15 protein-coding genes and 2 tRNA genes are annotated in these 17,145 nt (G+C 48.4%); 12 read left to right on the top strand and 5 right to left on the bottom strand.

Annotated elements, in window-relative coordinates; all coding sequences use genetic code 11:
- Positions 1–97: 97 nt before the first annotated feature.
- The gene (locus tag V7723_RS14985) at positions 98–1,120 is read left to right on the top strand and encodes a polyprenyl synthetase family protein (RefSeq protein ID WP_335685297.1); all 1,023 of its coding nucleotides are present in this window, start codon (positions 98–100) and stop codon (positions 1,118–1,120) included.
- Between the two features lie 84 nt (positions 1,121–1,204).
- Positions 1,205–1,281, top strand: a tRNA-Pro gene (locus V7723_RS14980).
- Positions 1,282–1,328: 47 nt separating this feature from the next.
- Here the strand turns inward: V7723_RS14980 and V7723_RS14975 are convergent.
- Positions 1,329–2,078 (bottom strand): hypothetical protein, encoded by a 750-nt coding sequence (locus V7723_RS14975; RefSeq protein ID WP_335685296.1) that lies wholly within the window; start codon positions 2,076–2,078, stop codon positions 1,329–1,331.
- A gap of 192 nt (positions 2,079–2,270) precedes the next feature.
- Here V7723_RS14975 and V7723_RS14970 point away from each other — a divergent pair.
- The 5 genes from V7723_RS14970 to V7723_RS14950 all read left to right on the top strand — a co-directional run bounded on the left by V7723_RS14970 (position 2,271) and on the right by V7723_RS14950 (position 10,792).
- A tRNA-Pro gene (locus V7723_RS14970) sits at positions 2,271–2,347 on the top strand.
- A gap of 153 nt (positions 2,348–2,500) precedes the next feature.
- Positions 2,501–2,755 carry a hypothetical protein gene (locus V7723_RS14965; RefSeq protein ID WP_335685295.1) on the top strand — a complete coding sequence of 85 codons (255 nt, stop codon included), beginning with the start codon at positions 2,501–2,503 and terminating at the stop codon, positions 2,753–2,755.
- Positions 2,748–4,160, top strand: coding sequence for a class I SAM-dependent methyltransferase (locus V7723_RS14960; protein WP_335685294.1), 1,413 nt, complete (start codon positions 2,748–2,750; stop codon positions 4,158–4,160). Before V7723_RS14965 ends, V7723_RS14960 begins: the two co-directional genes overlap by 8 nt.
- 2 nt (positions 4,161–4,162) lie before the next feature.
- Positions 4,163–5,725 (top strand): sulfatase-like hydrolase/transferase, encoded by a 1,563-nt coding sequence (locus V7723_RS14955; RefSeq protein ID WP_335685293.1) that lies wholly within the window; start codon positions 4,163–4,165, stop codon positions 5,723–5,725.
- A 993-nt stretch (positions 5,726–6,718) separates the two neighbouring features.
- Positions 6,719–10,792, top strand: a complete 4,074-nt coding sequence (locus V7723_RS14950; RefSeq protein WP_335685292.1) for an AsmA family protein — start codon at positions 6,719–6,721, stop codon at positions 10,790–10,792.
- Between the two features lie 27 nt (positions 10,793–10,819).
- On the opposite strand, the gene V7723_RS14945 is transcribed toward V7723_RS14950, so the two are convergent.
- Positions 10,820–11,449, bottom strand: coding sequence for a sulfotransferase family protein (locus V7723_RS14945; protein WP_335685291.1), 630 nt, complete (start codon positions 11,447–11,449; stop codon positions 10,820–10,822).
- 248 nt (positions 11,450–11,697) lie between these two features.
- On the opposite strand from V7723_RS14945, the gene V7723_RS14940 reads away from it, so the two are divergent.
- Positions 11,698–12,135 (top strand): hypothetical protein, encoded by a 438-nt coding sequence (locus V7723_RS14940; RefSeq protein ID WP_335685290.1) that lies wholly within the window; start codon positions 11,698–11,700, stop codon positions 12,133–12,135.
- 21 nt (positions 12,136–12,156) lie between these two features.
- Here V7723_RS14940 and V7723_RS14935 read toward each other — a convergent pair whose 3' ends face one another.
- A complete protein-coding gene (locus V7723_RS14935) occupies positions 12,157–12,588 on the bottom strand; it encodes an ester cyclase (protein WP_335685289.1) in 432 nt (143 codons plus the stop codon).
- Between the two features lie 185 nt (positions 12,589–12,773).
- Here V7723_RS14935 and V7723_RS14930 point away from each other — a divergent pair, with 185 nt between their 5' ends.
- Positions 12,774–14,039 carry a hypothetical protein gene (locus tag V7723_RS14930; protein ID WP_335685288.1) on the top strand — a complete coding sequence of 422 codons (1,266 nt, stop codon included), beginning with the start codon at positions 12,774–12,776 and terminating at the stop codon, positions 14,037–14,039.
- Positions 14,040–14,041: 2 nt separating this feature from the next.
- On the opposite strand, the gene V7723_RS14925 is transcribed toward V7723_RS14930, so the two are convergent.
- Positions 14,042–14,353, bottom strand: a complete 312-nt coding sequence (locus V7723_RS14925) for a hypothetical protein (RefSeq protein ID WP_335685287.1) — start codon at positions 14,351–14,353, stop codon at positions 14,042–14,044.
- 138 nt (positions 14,354–14,491) lie between these two features.
- On the opposite strand from V7723_RS14925, the gene V7723_RS14920 reads away from it, so the two are divergent.
- Positions 14,492–14,755, top strand: a complete 264-nt coding sequence (locus V7723_RS14920) for a hypothetical protein (protein WP_335685286.1) — start codon at positions 14,492–14,494, stop codon at positions 14,753–14,755.
- Between the two features lie 198 nt (positions 14,756–14,953).
- On the opposite strand, the gene V7723_RS14915 is transcribed toward V7723_RS14920, so the two are convergent.
- Positions 14,954–15,172: a hypothetical protein gene (locus V7723_RS14915; protein WP_335685285.1), complete on the bottom strand. Its 219-nt coding sequence runs from the start codon at positions 15,170–15,172 to the stop codon at positions 14,954–14,956.
- 464 nt (positions 15,173–15,636) lie between these two features.
- Here V7723_RS14915 and V7723_RS14910 point away from each other — a divergent pair, with 464 nt between their 5' ends.
- Positions 15,637–16,248: a DUF502 domain-containing protein gene (locus tag V7723_RS14910; RefSeq protein WP_335685284.1), complete on the top strand. Its 612-nt coding sequence runs from the start codon at positions 15,637–15,639 to the stop codon at positions 16,246–16,248.
- A gap of 125 nt (positions 16,249–16,373) precedes the next feature.
- The gene (locus V7723_RS14905; RefSeq protein WP_335685283.1) at positions 16,374–16,967 is read left to right on the top strand and encodes a septation protein A; all 594 of its coding nucleotides are present in this window, start codon (positions 16,374–16,376) and stop codon (positions 16,965–16,967) included.
- Positions 16,968–17,145: the final 178 nt, after the last annotated feature.

Below are 17,145 nucleotides of genomic sequence, written 5' to 3'. Positions count from 1 at the left end.
TAACGCTAGCCCCGGGCTGTTACTTGACCGGGCTTGATCTTAAGCTATGCTCACCCCAAATCATAGTCCTAAGCATGTAAAGAGGAACGAGACGAACGTGGCCGTTATTGTCAATATAGAAGAGCGCAAAAACCAGCAAGGCAAAGCATCGTTGCAGCCGTTGATGAATATTATACAGGCGGACCTGGAAGAGACCAATCAGATCATCCTCAATCGCATGCATAGCGAAGTGGAATTGATCCCGACATTGGCCAAGCATCTAATCGCTGCCGGCGGCAAAAGATTGCGACCCGTCCTGACACTCGGGGCGGCTAACCTGTGTGGATATGAAGGGGATCGCGCCAAGAAGCTCGCGGCCTGCGTTGAGTTTATTCATACCGCAACTCTCCTCCATGATGACGTGGTGGATGAAAGTGATCTGCGGCGTGGCAATGAAACCGCAAATGTTCTGTGGGGTAATCAGGCAAGTGTCCTCGTTGGGGATTTCCTGTTCAGCCGATCCTTCCAACTGATGGTCGAAGATGGCTCTCTTGAGGTTCTCGCCATTTTGTCCAATGCGTCGGCTGTTATTGCCGAAGGCGAAGTAATGCAGTTGATGAATATTGGCGATACCAATACCACAGAAGACAGTTACCTTCAGGTCATTGCCTCCAAAACCGCCGCTTTATTCGCAGCCGCGTGTCAGGTTGGTGCTGTTGTCGCCAACCGTCCAAAAGCCGAAGCGGAGGCTCTCGAAAGCTATGGTCGAAACCTTGGTATTGCCTTTCAGTTGGTCGACGATGCCCTGGATTATTCTGCCGAGCAGCAATTATTGGGTAAAGCCATTGGCGATGATTTCCGCGAAGGAAAAGTTACACTACCTCTCCTTCTCGCCTTTCGGCGTGGCAATGAAGAGGAACGCAGTTTTTGGAAACGGGTTGTCGAAGCCGGTAATCAAAAAGAGGGCGACCTTGAAACCGCGCTTGAGATCATTCAAAAACATCGGGCGTTGGATGATACGATCGAACGCGCCCGGCATTACGGCGCCATGGCTAAGGATGCCTTAGGAATATTCACCGACAGCGACATTAAAACGGCCTTGCAAGACGCCGTTGATTTTTCCATCGAGCGTGCCTATTAGGCGCCTGCAAATACCCATTTCTCGCTTGCAGAAAGCTCGGTTTTGGGCGTATAAAATGCGTCTATTGGCATACCTGCCACCGGTCGGGGCGTAGCGCAGCCTGGTAGCGCACATTGTTCGGAACGATGGGGTCGGAGGTTCGAATCCTCTCGCCCCGACCAATTTTTTATATCACTATATTCTTACCCGTTGACATCAATGCAACCTATCAGATTTTTGGATCATTTATGGTCTCGACCAGTTTCAATGATCCGGTATACTCATTGCGGGTAAAAACAACGTATCCCTGCCCCTTGTAGGACCAATATGATCGCAGGGTATCTGTCCCAAAAAAAAAGGGGATGTACGCTTTACCTGTTGATTTCAGATTCATTTGATCGGGTTTGCCGATGGCGTTGATCACATCCTCAGGCGACATACCTACTTTCAAATTTCCAAATCGGCCAACCGCATCATTCGCCTGTTCCTCCGTTTTATAGGTCGCATTTGCCAATGAAACACTATCTTTCAGGTCGGTAATTAACCTGCAGCACGAAGATAGATTGGCCGAAGCCAGAGCTTCACTTTGGCCTCTCAACATCGATTTAAAATAAACCCCATTGCCTGACGTTCCCGTTAATTGAAAGAAATAGGTTCGGTCCTTTTCGAAATTGCCTTCACCCTGCCAACCAGGCGTCATGGTAATTGCCGGCCATTTTATTTCCAAGTTTCGTCGACCAGGTTCAACTACGGCAAATGCAAAGCTTTTCTGATATAATGGAAAAAGTTCCTCTCCATCAACATAGACAGTTGCATCAACTCCTGTCGGCTCTGCGTAGCTGCGATAGACAATAATCAGCGCTTTATTTTGGGGAGGCACGGGAACCGCAATATCACTAAAGTCAGGGCCGGTAGGAATCGTCTGACACGCTGATAAAGCCAGGAGAACGGACAGACAAAGAGCCATTTTTTTCAACATTATTAATCACTTCCAGATCGCACGAATTGAAATTTTACTATTTTTTTGGCGCCAAACACCAGTATCATTATCTTATTTAAGTAGCATAATTTCAAGGTAAAACACCAATTTCAAGTAGTATTGGCGATCCCTAATTACTATTTAGCTCCTTGAATTTCTACACGAATTGCAAGAATAGGGAGTGACTTGGGAGGTGGCGTAGCGCAGCCTGGTAGCGCACATTGTTCGGAACGATGGGGTCGGAGGTTCGAATCCTCTCGCCCCGACCAACTCTCCTAAATATATTGGATTTTATTCGTAATCTTCCGACCACAGAAAACTTCTAAATCTCGTGAGAAAGTTACAAATTATTAACCTACTTTCCTTAATCTACAGGCTACCTCTGGATTTGAAGATTTGGGTTATTAAAGGTGGCTATAGCTATGAAAAAATCGAAATTTATTCTGTTTGTGTCTGCTGTTCTCTTTTGCCTAAGCGTTGCAAGCCCTGCATATGCTTACCTCGATCCAGGTACAGGAAGTATGCTACTCCAACTTATGTTAGGTGGTTTTGCTGGGCTATTGGTCGTGGGCAAGCTCTATTTTCACAAATTTGCTAGCCTGTTTGGGCTAACTAATGATGCTGATGAACTCGAGTTTGCAGAAGATGAAGAAAAGGCCGCATCCAAAAATGAATAAAATGGTGGTCGACCCGGGTTCTTTCAGAGACCCTAAAGGGCAGGTTTTCCTTGATGGTGAAAAAGTCTACAGAGTGATAAGGGCAGGCGGAAAGAAAGACTTTGAATTCGTCCAAAGCACCGGATTGCTAGCAGCTCTTGCCGATAAAGGTCAAATTGTAGGCAGTTCAATTGTGTCGAATACTGTTCTCGATGACTATAGTAAGCCGGATGGGATAGTTATCGAACATGACAAAATTCCGTTTATTTCCTATCCATATGAGTGGTCCTTTTCCTTCCTGAAATCAGCGGCATTGCTTCATCTTGATATTCATTTGCAGGCATTGGAAGTCGGCGTAACGCTATCAGACGCCTCCGCCTATAATGTGCAATTTCGTGGTTCCACTCCCGTGTTTATCGATATTTTATCTTTTCGTAAGTTACGAAAAGGCGAAACATGGGAAGGCCACCGGCAATTCTGCGAGCAATTTTTAAACCCTCTGCTTCTAAGAGCGAAAATCGATTTGATACCAAACGCTTGGTATCGAGGTACTCAAGAGGGAATTTCAACGCCTGATTTGAACCGCATCCTGCCTTGGTATAAAAAAACAAGCTGGAATATGCTGACACAAGTAGTGGCACAATCAGCGTTACAGAATGTAAGTTTGAATTCAACAGCTAGCGCAGCAGAAAAAATTGAATATCCGCTCTCAGCTTACAAGAAAATGCTGACAAAAATGAGAGACTGGATTCAAGTTCTTGTGCCCGCGAAAGCGACGAAAACGGAATGGCAAGAATATTCAACTCAGCACAGTTATCAGGACGCGGAACAACTGGCGAAGACAAAGTTTGTCGCTGAGTTTACAAGATCCATCAAACCGAAAATTCTCTGGGATATCGGCTGCAATACAGGTGACTACTCAAAAATAGCTCTTGAAAACGGAGCGGAATTCTCTATTGGTTTCGATTTTGATCAAGGAGCATTAGACAAAGGTTATGCCCGTGCAATAAAGGAAGGATTGGCATTTCAACCGCTTTTCCTGGATGGCGCAAACCCATCGCCGAGCCAAGGTTGGAACGAAACTGAAAGGCGCAGTTTATCCCAACGTAAAAATGCAGACGCTATTGTTGCGCTGGCCTTTATTCACCACATCGCCATTGGCCGCAATATTCCGTTGGAAAATGTCATTCGCTGGCTTGTAAGTCTTGCACCTGAAGGGGTCATCGAGTTTGTTCCCAAAAATGATCCGATGGTTCGTCAGTTACTCAAATTACGCGAAGATATTTTCGACGAATATTCCGAAGAAACATTCCGAAATTTTCTTACGCGACACGCTGACATCGTTAAGATGGAGAAAATTACGGAGGCTGGCCGGGTCTTATACTGGTTCAAGAGAAATTCCGACGGTTCTAATTCAAAGGCGTAAACATGAGAACGGATAAATTGGCGCCTGCCTGCATACTGGCATATTTATTACCGTCGATTGTGGGAATATACGCAGCCTTGAATTTCTTAGAGACGAATATCGCTGTCGTCAGGTCCTCTGATGCAATCTTACTATTCACTGCCATGGTTGGGTTCGGGGCCGCGATAACACTCGTATTTCGGGCGACAAGCCTAGGGCCATATAAATCTGCTCTCATTTCTTCTCTGATAGTTATTTTGACTGTCTATGGCTTTATAATATTCCGGGTGTTGTCTAACCTATCGGACGGTCTCGTAACTTTTTGGGCAACTATTGTAATTTTTGTTGTCCTGTTGGCACTTATATCGCGTGGCCTTGCGCGTGCAAAGGCAACCTTTAAATTGCCTGTTCAGTTCGTCGCTGTTCTGATTATTGTTAGTTCAGGTTTTGCTACCACGAACATAATTATCTATGAGGCAGATCGGTCATCAACCGCGAATACTAATAGTAGTTTTAACGCGGATCTGGCCGCTCAGATGAAGTTAGCAAACAAGAAGCCAAATATTTTCTATATCATTCTAGATCGATATGCGGACCAGCGAACTCTCACAGCCGACTATAATTTCGACAACTCTGAATTCACTGCTTTTATGCAGAAAAATGGATTTTTCGTCGCGACGGAAAGTGCCTCAAACTATCCCTTTACCGCGCAATCTGTTAGCTCCAGCCTTAATATGGACTATCACAATTTTACAGCCGAGCAAATTCCATCTCATAAAAATGATTTGGTGCCATTTATTCGCTTGTTGCAAGAAAACAGCGTAACTCGATATCTGCAGAATATCGGTTACAAATATGCCCATATGGGGTCGTGGTGGGGGCCCAGCGAAGCAAGCCCTATGGCGGACGAGAACTTCAGAACGACTAGCCTTGGGCAGTTCAACCGAAAATTTTTGCTGCGAAGTATCTTCGCTCCCCTTTATTCTTTGAGCAACAATGGCGTATCTAGTAGCTCAATTGATCCGGATCAGTGTTCACGGGTTCCGCAAAAGCTCAAACGTTTAAAGGAGCTGGCCGTAAGCAAAGACCCAACATTTACATTTGCACATTTCCTTGTTCCTCATGATCCATTTGTTTTTGATAAAAACGGACGCTGTCTGGAATTTGAAGAAAGCGTATCGCGATCGCTGGAAGAAAGCTATCTGGCGCAGCTTCAGTATGCTAACAAGTTTTTGACTTCCTTAATTGAGGCGCTTCTGTCCCAACCTGGGCCAAAACCCATCATTATAATCCAGGCAGACGAAGGCCCATATCCAACCCGTTACCGCAAAGATCAATATGGATTTCAATGGGCATCGGCAACAGACCAAGAAATACGACAAAAATCCCGGATACTAAACGCTTACTACTTTCCTCAAGTGGGTACGGAAATATTTTACAATCAAATCACTCCTGTAAATTCGTTCCGGCTGCTCTTTAATTCATACTTTGGAACGAGCTTAGCGCTATTACCAGACCGTAATTATGCGATCCCGAGCGACAGCAATCGGTATGATTTCTTCGACGTGACCGATATCGTTCGCTAGGCTCGAACACCCGGTTGATTGGAAGTAGAAAGATAGTCTGTCATTTTCGCGTAAACTATTTTAGTCAGCCCAAAGCCGAATTTAGCGGCCGCCAATTCGACTTCCTTCGCATTTAATTAGGCATTATTGCTACTTATTTTTAATGCCTTTCCAGATTGTTGGGCTACAAACTACCTAACCGGTGATTGGCGTCGCCATTCGGTATTCCCGAAGCAAAAGTCATGGGCCGTAAGTAAATTAATTCCAGTCTCCAAGGAGTTGCATTTGAAATTGTAGCCAGTAATAGGCAATTAGGATTAAGAAGAGCCACCAAACCCAGTCTCCTTCAATTTCCCCAATATTCATCCCAAATAGGCTAGCCTTCCGTGGATAGAGATCTAAGAGCCAAAGAAGGATTACTGAACCACAGGCCGATAAAATATTTCTACCATCCTTTAGAGTACAATCCCCTAGTGACTGGTCACATGTGCTAAATTCTAATTCATTGGCCATCCACCATATCTACCCTCTTTCATCGCCGCCAAGGTCATCAAGGAAAACGGTTATGTTTTGGTGAAGGAGGGGCTTGTTTCAATAATAAAAATCATCCCTAATGTAATCAGGAGGAATATAAAATCATGAAATTGAAATTTCTTATTGTTGCTTTGGTCATCACAATAGCCAGCGTCTTGGTTGGATGCCAGACGACACCCGTAGATGAAAACTTTATAGAACACAGAGCACACCCGTAGATGAAAACTTTGTAGAACTAACGTCGCTAACGGCAGTCGAAAAAATGTTAAAGCGGATGTGCCGTATAAGGTCGGTATTGCGTACACTGAAATAGGTGACATCGCCGCGAAGCCATTCCGTGCACAAAATCAATCAGTGTCTGTATTTTCTTCTCTCGCAAATTAACATCAGCAATTTCCTTTTGCCCTAATCCGCACTACCATAAGGGATGAGAAGACCGCTGGTGGAAACCCGGCATCACAGAGGCAGGAGGCTATCCCCGTGAAGCGGAAAATTGGATTTTCGATACTTGGATTACTGGTACTGGTGATTGCCGGCTTGATCGTTGGGCCACGCCTGATCAACTGGAACAATTTTAAGCCGCAGATCGCCGAACTGGTGTCCACCGAAACCGGTAAGGAATTGACCATTGACGGCGATATTGAGCTCACGTTGTTACCGAGCCTCACCTTTCGCGCGACCGGCCTGAAGTTTGTAGAACCGACTTTCAAGACGAAGACGCCCCTTGCAACAATCAAGGAAATTTCTGGCGAGATCAGCATATTGTCGCTCTTTATCAGACAATTAAATGTTCAGTCTTTCGTCATCTCGGAACCAAAAATCGCGCTGGTAGTCAGTGAAGAAGGCGACACCAACTGGCGCCCTTATATAAGCCAACCTGCCGAAGACAGCACGGACGACACATCTTCTTCGAGCCCTTTACCGGTTGCCATCGCCGCCCTTGACAATGTCCGCATTGAAAACGGCCGCGTGCATTTCCTGGATCATCGTACGGGGCAGGAAATTTTGGCGGTTGATTTAAAAACGGATGTTAGTCTGCCAAACCGGGCCTCTCCGCTATTGATCGATGGCGAGACAAAGCTCAATGACAAAGTCGTCACCTGGAAGCTTGATCTGACAACCCTTGCTGATCTGGAAAATAGGCGCGAGGCGAAAATCACCGGTGCCGTCAAAACCGAGTTCCTGGACATGGGAACAGCATTAACGCTTGATCTTGCGCCACCTTTTGACATCGACGGTACTCTGGATATCAAGGTAACTTCCGTCGGCGCGATTGCGAAGTGGCTCAACCGGCCCCTTGAAGACGATCCAGGGGCGGTCGACATTAAAACCACGTTCAAGAGTGAGGTTGATCAAAAGACTGCCCTGACAGCCGTGCTTGAAGGCAAGGACCTGAACGCAACCCTGTCCGGAGAACTGGACCTTGCGGCGAACACACCAACCGCCGTTCTTAAGCTAGAGGGAAAGGTCCTCGATTTCTCGCGCTACTTCCCAGCCCCTGCCGACAGCAAACTGGCGCCACCTATTGTCAGTGAAGACGGCAAGGTCAATCTCGCCACAGCCGGCAAAAAATTCAATCAGCCGTTGGACCTCGCTTTCCTGAAAGAGGCAAACGCGACCTTTAACATCAAGCTGGAAAAAATCATTACGCACCGCATCACCATGGGCCCTGTTGTCGCCATGGCTACCTTGAAAGACGGTAACCTGAGTGCAAAAGTCGAACAGCTCGCTTTATATGGTGGCACCCTGTCCGGCGATGTCGCCTTGACTGAAAAAAACGGCAATGCCAGCCTCACGGCCAACGCCAGCATGAAGAAAATTCCGTTCGATAAAATTGGCGAGGGCCTGGCCCTAGAGACCCTGCCCGTGTCCGGTATCGGAAATGGTAGCCTGACTTTCACCAGCGACGGCTCAACGATCCTGCTGCTCGCACAGAACGCCCGTTTTGATCTGGATCTGGCTTTGAGCCCGATCACCGACAAATCCAAAGACGCCATGATAACGGCCGCCAAGATCCGCCTGGAACGGAAAGAACTTCGCGGACCGGGCGAACTTGACGGCACGATGACTTTCAAAGGACGGCAAGTAAAGCTCAGCGGAAATGTCGTTCCCACAGACACGGAGAAAAAGCTAACTGGCATGAAATTCAAGGCGCAGCTGCAGTCGGAGTTGGCGACGTTGAATGTGGCAGGCAGCCGCGATTTATCCGAGACACCGAAAACGCAGGCGACTTTGGATTTCAAAGCCACCTCAGCGCAGAACCTGGCCAATTGGCTTGGTCTGCCGGCACCGCAAAAAGATAAGGATGCCGATGCAGACCCGATCACCGTCGTCGGCAACCTATTGCATCAAAACCAGATAACGATTTTTGAAAAAGTGACCTTTACCGGCCCATTGATGGCGGCAAAGGCCAGCGGAAAATTTGACGGCAGCAGAGAAATTCCGTTGCTTCAACTCAACGTAGACGGCGATGTTATAGACGTAGATCGTCTTCTCACATTGCTGCCGAAAACGCCCGAGGGGCCGGATCATCCCAGTAAGAATGAAAAAACCGACAATAACTTCGTTGCTTTCCTGTCGGATAAAGCCCTGGATCTGTCCGATTTACAAACCTTTGATATGGACGTGAAACTGCAGATCAATAAAGCGGTGTACGAAGATATTGAAATCGGGCCCATTGCCGCGACCACAGCCTTGAAAGAAGGTAAGGTGAATACGAAAATCAGTGCATTGCAATATGACGGCTCTGATTTAACGGCGGATATGACCCTGGATACCAAACCTTCCGTGTATGACTTCAAGGCCCATTTCAATATCGCGCAATGGAAAGGCGACGTCGTTACAAAAACTCGGGAGAGCAAGGTCGCCCTGGAAAATGGGACCACCGGCCAAGGTGATTTCACGGCGACCGGGCGCAGCCCCCGGGCATTAGTCGCCAGTCTTCGAGGCAAACTGAACCTCAACGTTCCGGGTATCACGTTCAGTGGGACAGAAGTTGCAGGTTTCTCGAAAATTTCCTTGAACCTGATTATTCCTGAATCACCCAACACCCTGGAATTAAAAGCAAATAGCACGATCATCCTTGGTAAGAATAAAATCGAGTTACCGTTGACAACCGACTTGAAAACAGGCCGGTTAATCAGTCTGGTGCAGGATTCAGAAATGCCCATCGATTTGACGGTGAGCTTGGGCGAGTCCAAACTCTCGCTTGTTGGCAAAGTCTCCAACGCGCGGACGGCGCCGACGGCACATCTTGAGATGAGCTTTGAGGCGCCCAGCCTGACCGCCTTCCAAACGCTGATTAAGGACCTGCCCGATGTCGCGCCGGTCACTGCCGAAGCAAGCCTTGTCGCCAACCAGAAAACCATAAATCTGAGCGGCTTAACGGCACGCGTCGGCCCCTCCGACCTGGCAGGGCAACTTACGGTCAGCCTGGCAGGCGACCCTCGGGATATCCAAGGATCCTTGACCTCAAATGTTATTGATTTATCGATTTTCCAAACGGAGAAACCGGCTACCAAAACCGATGTAAAAACAACACCGGCGGCAACCGGCGACGACAAATATATTTTCAAGGATACGCCTTTACCGCTTGAATTTCTCGCCCAGTACAACGCCAACATGATCGTCGGTATCAAGAAGCTGAAAGTCAGCAATGTCATGGAATTTCATGATGTGAGCGCCAATATCCTGCTGGAAAACAAGGTTCTGTCCCTCGACCCTCTGCGGATGGTAAAAGGCAAAGGAACCCTGGAGACAAGCCTTGTTTACAACACCGCAGTCGAGATACCGAAGCTCACTTTAAGCTCAACCATACAGGATCTGCATGTGGTGGTAACCGACGATGTCCAGATGATCCTTGATAGCCACAGTGACCTGACGGCCTTTGGTAATAGCCCCAGAAAGCTGGTGAGCAGCCTTAACGGACGAACCGACTGGATTTCCCGCAAAGGGCAAATAGACAGCGGGTTTCTTGGGTTTTTGAGCTTTGGCGCCGGTAATATTTTCTCGACCTTTTTCGGCGATAAGAAAGTTGCGAAATTCTCCTGCATGGTCATTCGCTTTGATATCAAGGACGGGTTGATGACCCCGGCCGTCGCCATGGTCGATTCAGATGACCTGGTTATCGCCGCCAGCGGCGACATCAACCTGAAAGATGAAACCCTCGGCCTCACCATCGGGACAAAAACCCGAAGCATCGGTCTTGCCGATCTGGTGGTCCCGATTTTGGTTACCGGCACCTTGAAATCGCCACAAGCCATTCCCAATCCCGTCGCCGGAACAAAGAACCTCGGTGCCGGAATACTCAGTCTTATTAATCCCGTCAATGCTGTCGATACTGTATTTGGCACGGATATTCTGGGCGGCAACAAACCTCCCTGCGCCCTCGCCTTTGAAAAAGTTGCCGACACCAAGGCACCGGCGGATCTGACCCTGACAAAAGAACAATCCACGAATTCGGGCCTGATCGGAGGCACCGTGAAAGGTGTGGGCAATATTCTTGAATCTGTAGGTTCCGGAATTAAAAATCTATTTGAGGGCAAAAGCGAGTGATCATATCACGCAGATGATAGGATTCAGCTAGCTTTTACCCGCGTCGCGAACCTTGTTTAAGGCGTCCAGTTTGTCGTGAAAACTGCCGGCCTGATTACGATGGGGATAGGGGTCGGTTGGGATGGGAATGTCGAGAAACTCACAAATCGGGTCCCAGCCATCTCCCGTGTGATAGGTCAATAACCGTTCTGGTGGGATGCTCGCCTGAACATCGGCGGTATTCTTATTGTACGCGGCAATCACATGCGCCCGATTGTCGATATTGCCACCGAAAACCTGATCGCGGATCAGTGTCAGCCCCAGAGACGCTGGATCCGTACTCTTACGCAAACTGGTGAGGATGGTCTTTTCGATGCTGTCATACCAGAGGTCCGCATCCCGCACACTCAACAGGACTTTGGCTTCCGGGTAATATTCACTCAGTTCGCGCCAGTAAAAAGCCGCCGGCCAATCCACCGTCGCGCCATAACCGTGAAATATGCTGTCCCAATCTGGTGATTTCCCTGTGGCTACCGCGCGCCAGCTATCGACCCGTGCCTGATCGGGAATGACTTCATGCATATGATAGCAATTGCCAACACCCAACATTTCCAAGGCGGTTTTCAATGAGTCTGTCCCGGTTCGGCCGAAGCCCGCGCCAATGATTGAAAGAGCCATCGATATCTCCCTGATAAGACAAAAGAATTATGGTCAAAGTGGCTTTCTCAACCAAATAGACATTTTTTGTTAATTGATAATGACTATTACTTAGATACTCCTTGAGGTAAATCAGGAAATCAGCTGGCGGGATTTTCAAAGCGTTTTAAGGAGTAGAATTTACACTATCAAAGGGCGAATTTGCGTATTTTATTTTTCTTATATACAATTACAGATACTTCATTGTTCTCCAAAATTGCGAGCGCCCAATGAAATTTCGGAAAATATCGTTTTTTGATTCCAAGCATTGCGAGATCGAAACACAAGCGGCCGGCGACACCGTCCTTCACCGCATCAAAGTGCTCGGCCCCCTCGGGCGTGAAGAACGTATCCCAATTTATGAAGAGACCTTGAAACTCACCAAATCTCCGCATTATTTCTGTATTGTTGACAATAGTCAGGGGCACGAAAATAACTTGTCCTATGATGACATGCTGTTTTTCAGCAAAATGCTGACCAAAGGTGGCATTACCCATTTTTTCAATGCCGTGGTCACCAATGATCATCGGTATGCGGATATCATCAAACTGACCGGAGCGGTCTCGAAACTGGCGGGTATAACGTCAGAGACCGTGTCGGCAGGCAATCCGGAACAGGCAGAAGCTTTTATCCTGGAAAAAATCAAGGAAACCGTTGGCAATAGTTAGCGCCAACACCACCCGCCTATCTCAACCGAAGTTTGTGGGATCCCCCGTCCCGAGTTGCTGCTTGATGGCGTCGATATCGCCCAAAACCCAAAGCTCCGTGATTTGCGCTCCATCGGTTTTGAAAAAAGCCGCGCCAGCCCAGGTGATTTTTTTGTGGGTAGGAAACATTTCATAGAAAACGCCGTCATGGGTGCCGACGAATTCCATGCGGGCGACTGCCTGCCGGTTTTCAGAAACGATGTCCTGAATAATACATATAAAATCTGGCAGGGCGTCGCGAACAGATCGCAAATAATCAAGGAAGCCCTCAGGCCCGCGCCTTTCCGGCCCCAAAGATCCGCGAAAGCGAAAATCGGCATGTAGGATCTCAAAGGCCACCGCCTCGTCCGGCTTATTCCAGAGTTCGTGATAGAACCGTTCAATAAGCTGGGTCGGTGTGATGGTCATCGTCATCGAAATCTCCTCCGCTTCATCGATCCGCTGCTTTGGGAAGCCTACGCCTTACCGGCTGTCAAAGGCAAGATGGCACATTGGCAGAACTTCGATGTTTCAATTATTTCACACACGTTGGCCTTTCATGCTAGCCTGACCTATATGAATTTAGACCGGGTTATTAGGTGATGTAGGGGGCGATGTCTATGAGGAAACTTCATGCTTTCGGAGCGGCGTTGCTGGCCGCCACTTTCGTTTTTGCAAGCGTGCCCGCGTCCGCGACCGAGCTGCGTTATAGCTATTCGGTCGAATTTGAGAAGCCGGAACGCAAAATCAAGAAAGCGATGAAGAAGAAATTTCAACCCCTTCTGACCCCCCTCACACAGGAAGTCACCCGCCGCCAGGATGCCGGCGATACGGTCACCTGCTCCATCCAGATTGCACGGGAAGTCCATTGGTTGATCAACTACACCTCATATGACGCCAAAGTGTTGCAAGGACTGGAGGATTTAAAGGAAAGCCTCAAGGAAAAGGATCAATCCTGGGCCTTGGAACAAACACAAAGTGATGGTTCGTGGGGACCTTGCTACAAGACCTGGATGTTCCGGCTGCATGCCTCAATTGATCCGTTGAAAGAACTTGTACTGGTCGGCAAGAAAGCAAAATATCCGCTCAAGTTTCTAGAACCGGTGAATACACCGGAGAAACTTAACGCCCTCTACGACAAAATTATTGTCTCCCGCCTGGAAGTCGATGGGGTCAGCCATCGCCGGGATCTCAATTACGTCACCTCATCTTTGGGGCAACTTCTGTGGATACCCGACTATGCGGGCATCCTCGAAGGGACAGATTATCCGCGGGAAGAAATGGCGGAAGCCTTGATCAAAATTGTCGATGAACGCTGGCAAAATCCCAAAACAGGCTATTGGGGCGCCTGGTATGAAACCGATGGTGACATGAACAAAAGCGATGATTTGAGTATTACCTTTCATATCGTCGCCTATCGCAACGGCGATGTCCCGCATCTGGACAAAATCGTCGCTACCACCCTTAATCTGCGCGAACAGCCTTATCCGTATGGATGGCAGGATCGCGGCACCAAAAACAATCACCACAGTTATGATGTGGTCAAATTACTGCGCTATGGCTGGCCGTATCTCGGCGCGTTTGAACGGGCCGCCGTGTCGGCCGAAATCTCCATTATGCTGGCGCGATCCTTACGTCTTTCCATGGATGGTCAGGGTCGGTTTTATGAAGATGCCTATGACAATATCGGCGACGCCTATTATTTTGGCGTCTCGTTTCTGGATGAAGCCGGGTTTTTCCGACACTCCAAGTTATTCTGGGCGCCACGTCTGACGTTCGCTGATTCAGAAAATGTCCGGCAAAAGATCATTGCCAATCTGAAAAAACTGGACAGCCGTGATCCGATGATCGCCGCAGCGTTACGCAAAGCCGAAGCGACCGATTAACATTATTCTTTGTTTTGAGCCGCCGCCAACTGTTTTTCCATATCGGCTAGCTTCAGCTCAAGCCGTCCCATGCGGTGTGTGAGGGCCGCAATATCAATGGCTGTTCGCTCCGTATCCACGGACAGTGAAATGATCGTATTATTGAACGCCACCAGCAACGCTTCGGCCCGGCCAAAAACGAAATCTTCCACATCGGTGGTATTTTTCTCCGCCGCTAGCGCATAACTCGCCCCGACAGTTAACGCTGCCCCAAACAGCAGGATCGCCGCCGCCCGCGCTGGTTTTGCTCCCAACTTTGTTTTGATCCCCGACATCCTGCTCTCCTCAACTTGATAAGTGATTGACTTTAGGGCTCTCCCGTTTTTCAATCATGGCAGTTTCCGCGGCGATGTCATCCGCAAATTTAAATGACAGAGTTACAATCTCGCAATTAGACAATAAAGGACCTTCTCATGAAACTGTTGGACCGATTTCTCCTATTGGCTCTGGTGGCCGGGATCTGGGCGATGGTGCTCTCCCCGGATTCCTTGCAAGCAGACACCAGGGAAAACTGCACTTTCCTTTTTGACAATGCCTCAGGCAAGGTGAACCGTGGCAAAGTTTCGGTGACACCTCATATCAATTATGGCGAAGACAACCGAGATCCCAAGACGACAGCTCCGCAAAGCTGGATGTTTTCACTAAGAAAAGCAACCGGATCCGTCACCTGTCCGTAAGGCATTTTTTATGATTAAAAGTAGCATAAGCACTTTGTCGCTCCGTCGTGCTTATTAACGGAAAACAAACCGCTCCCCCGGATTGAACTGCTTGAATAGCTTGCGCTACATATAAGGGCGGCTCCCCCTTTTGCAGAGGCAAAATAGCGTGATCAACGTCGCCGCCTCAACCACTTTCTTGGCAGCGGCCGGTTCGTTTCACGTATTGAAATACAAACTGGCCAAAAAGGTCACAAGTCCGATAACGGCCAGGAACGTAAGACGGAATTTCCATTTCCACCGCCACGCCCGGTCTTTCTCAAGCTTATTTATATAGTCTGTATTGGTTGAGCCAAGCGCCCGGGCCCGCATCGCCCGTTCGTCGAGCTCTCGTTCCATTTGTTGCTGGCCTTCACTCCCCATGACATCATCCTCCATCGGGCAAAGCTGCCCGCAAAAACATAACCAGAAAATAGTAATTCAAGGGCGAGGCAGCTTTTTGGGGGATGTTTCGCATCGCCCGGCGTTCGTGCCTCTATTCTCATGTCAGGGAGCCTGTGTACCCGAGTACCGCTCGTTGTAAGGAAGAAACCCTGAATGACTCCTAAGACCAATACTGTACCCGTTTATATATTAAATGTCAAGTTTTTAAACTTTTATAGATTGAATTTTTCTCCGCACCGGCCTCAAGAATATCATATCCGGCGTCTCTTTTATTGTCCCTAACCTTGCCACAATGGGTAAAAAAACCACGGAGGAGTGACACCGCCAGTTATGTCAAACTTTCTATTATGCTAATATTTGCGCTAGTCTTGAGATCGTCTGGCACATGTCCATTCTTTTTAGTCAAGACGCAGCGCAATTTGGAATGGCTCCAAATTCATGCCACAGGGGGAGTAGTCATGGGTAACAAATACAGTTTCTTGAAAACAACAATCATCGGTGGACTTTTATTTCTTGTCCCAATTGTTGTCATTCTGATAATTCTGGGCAAGGCATTTGATATCATGTCCAGGGTCGCCGAACCCTTATCTGCTATTGTCCCGATCGACATGCTTGGTGGTATCGCCATCGTCAATATTTTAGCCCTCCTGCTCATCGTCTTTATCTGCTTTGGTGCTGGCATTGCCGCCAGGTCAAACCGGGCAACGACATTTGTCCGCTATATCGAGAATAATTTCCTCTCGCAAATTCCGACTTACGCGTTTGTCAAAGGCATGACGCAGAGTTTCGAGGAAGGCGAAAAAGGCAACAACATGAAGGCTGTTTTGGCGAAACTGGACGACAACTACCAAATAGCCTTCGAGATTGAACGGATTGCCGGGGGTCATGTGGCGGTTTATTTGCCGGGCGCGCCAAACCCCTGGTCGGGATCCGTTTGCATTTTTACTGAGGATCGCATTCAACCGATCGACGCCACGATGGCAACGGCGGTGAACAACCTCAGACATCTGGGAAAAGGGTCAGATGCGCTGCTCGGCGAGATCTTAAAAAGGAACGCCCTATCCAACTGACGCAACAGGTGTAAACCTGCCGCCGCAGGTTTTTAATGAAATACTAGGAAATTCGCGCTACTTTGGCGGATCAGAGCCCGACACGTACCGGGCAACGCCGTATAACTGAATTCGAGATTTGGCCCATGACGCAAGAAAGTTCGACACGCCCCGCCCCGCAAATGTCGCCGTTAATCCGGTTGCTCATCGATATCGGGCCGCTTCTGCTGTTTTTCGTGGTCGATCAAATGTCGGATATCTTCGTTGCCACCGGCGCCTTGGTGATCGCCTGTGTCATCTCGTTTATGGCTTCGTGGAGTATGACACGAAAAATTCCGGTGTTGCCGACTGTCTCGTTAATTTTCGTGCTATTTTTCGGCAGTCTCACGCTGCTTCTGGGCGACGAAGAATTTATCAAGATCGAAGTCTCCATCACCAACGCGCTGTGCGGCGCTTTCCTGTTGACCGGTTTGATGTTTGGGCAATCCTTCCTGAAAACCGCCTTTGGTCAGGTGCTGGACGTGGATGACGAGGGCTGGCGCAAGCTCACTTTCCGGCTGGGCCTGTTTCTCATCGCCATCGGAATTTTGAACGAAGGGGTCCGCCATATCACCTCAAACGAGATGTGGGTGGCCTTTCGCGTCTATGGCATCCTCGGCCTCAATTGCCTGTTTTTCTTTACGCAAATCCCGCTGATCAAACGCCATATGACCGAAGATGAAGACGCCCCGGCGGCATAAGCCAGTTAGCCCAGGGCGTAATGCCAATAGCTGCCGACAAAAGAGAGAACAACCACGATCGCCGCGACAATTCCAAATATTCGGGATCGTAGTCGCTTGTTCTGCCGATGCCGAAGAAAGTCCTGATTGGCGCGGCGGTGCGCATCTAACAGATTGATACGATCAATCCCTTCATCAT

The organism is Sneathiella sp., assembly GCF_036960985.1.
In the GTDB taxonomy this organism is placed as follows: domain Bacteria; phylum Pseudomonadota; class Alphaproteobacteria; order Sneathiellales; family Sneathiellaceae; genus Sneathiella.
This window is presented reverse-complemented; position numbering and strand designations above follow the sequence as displayed.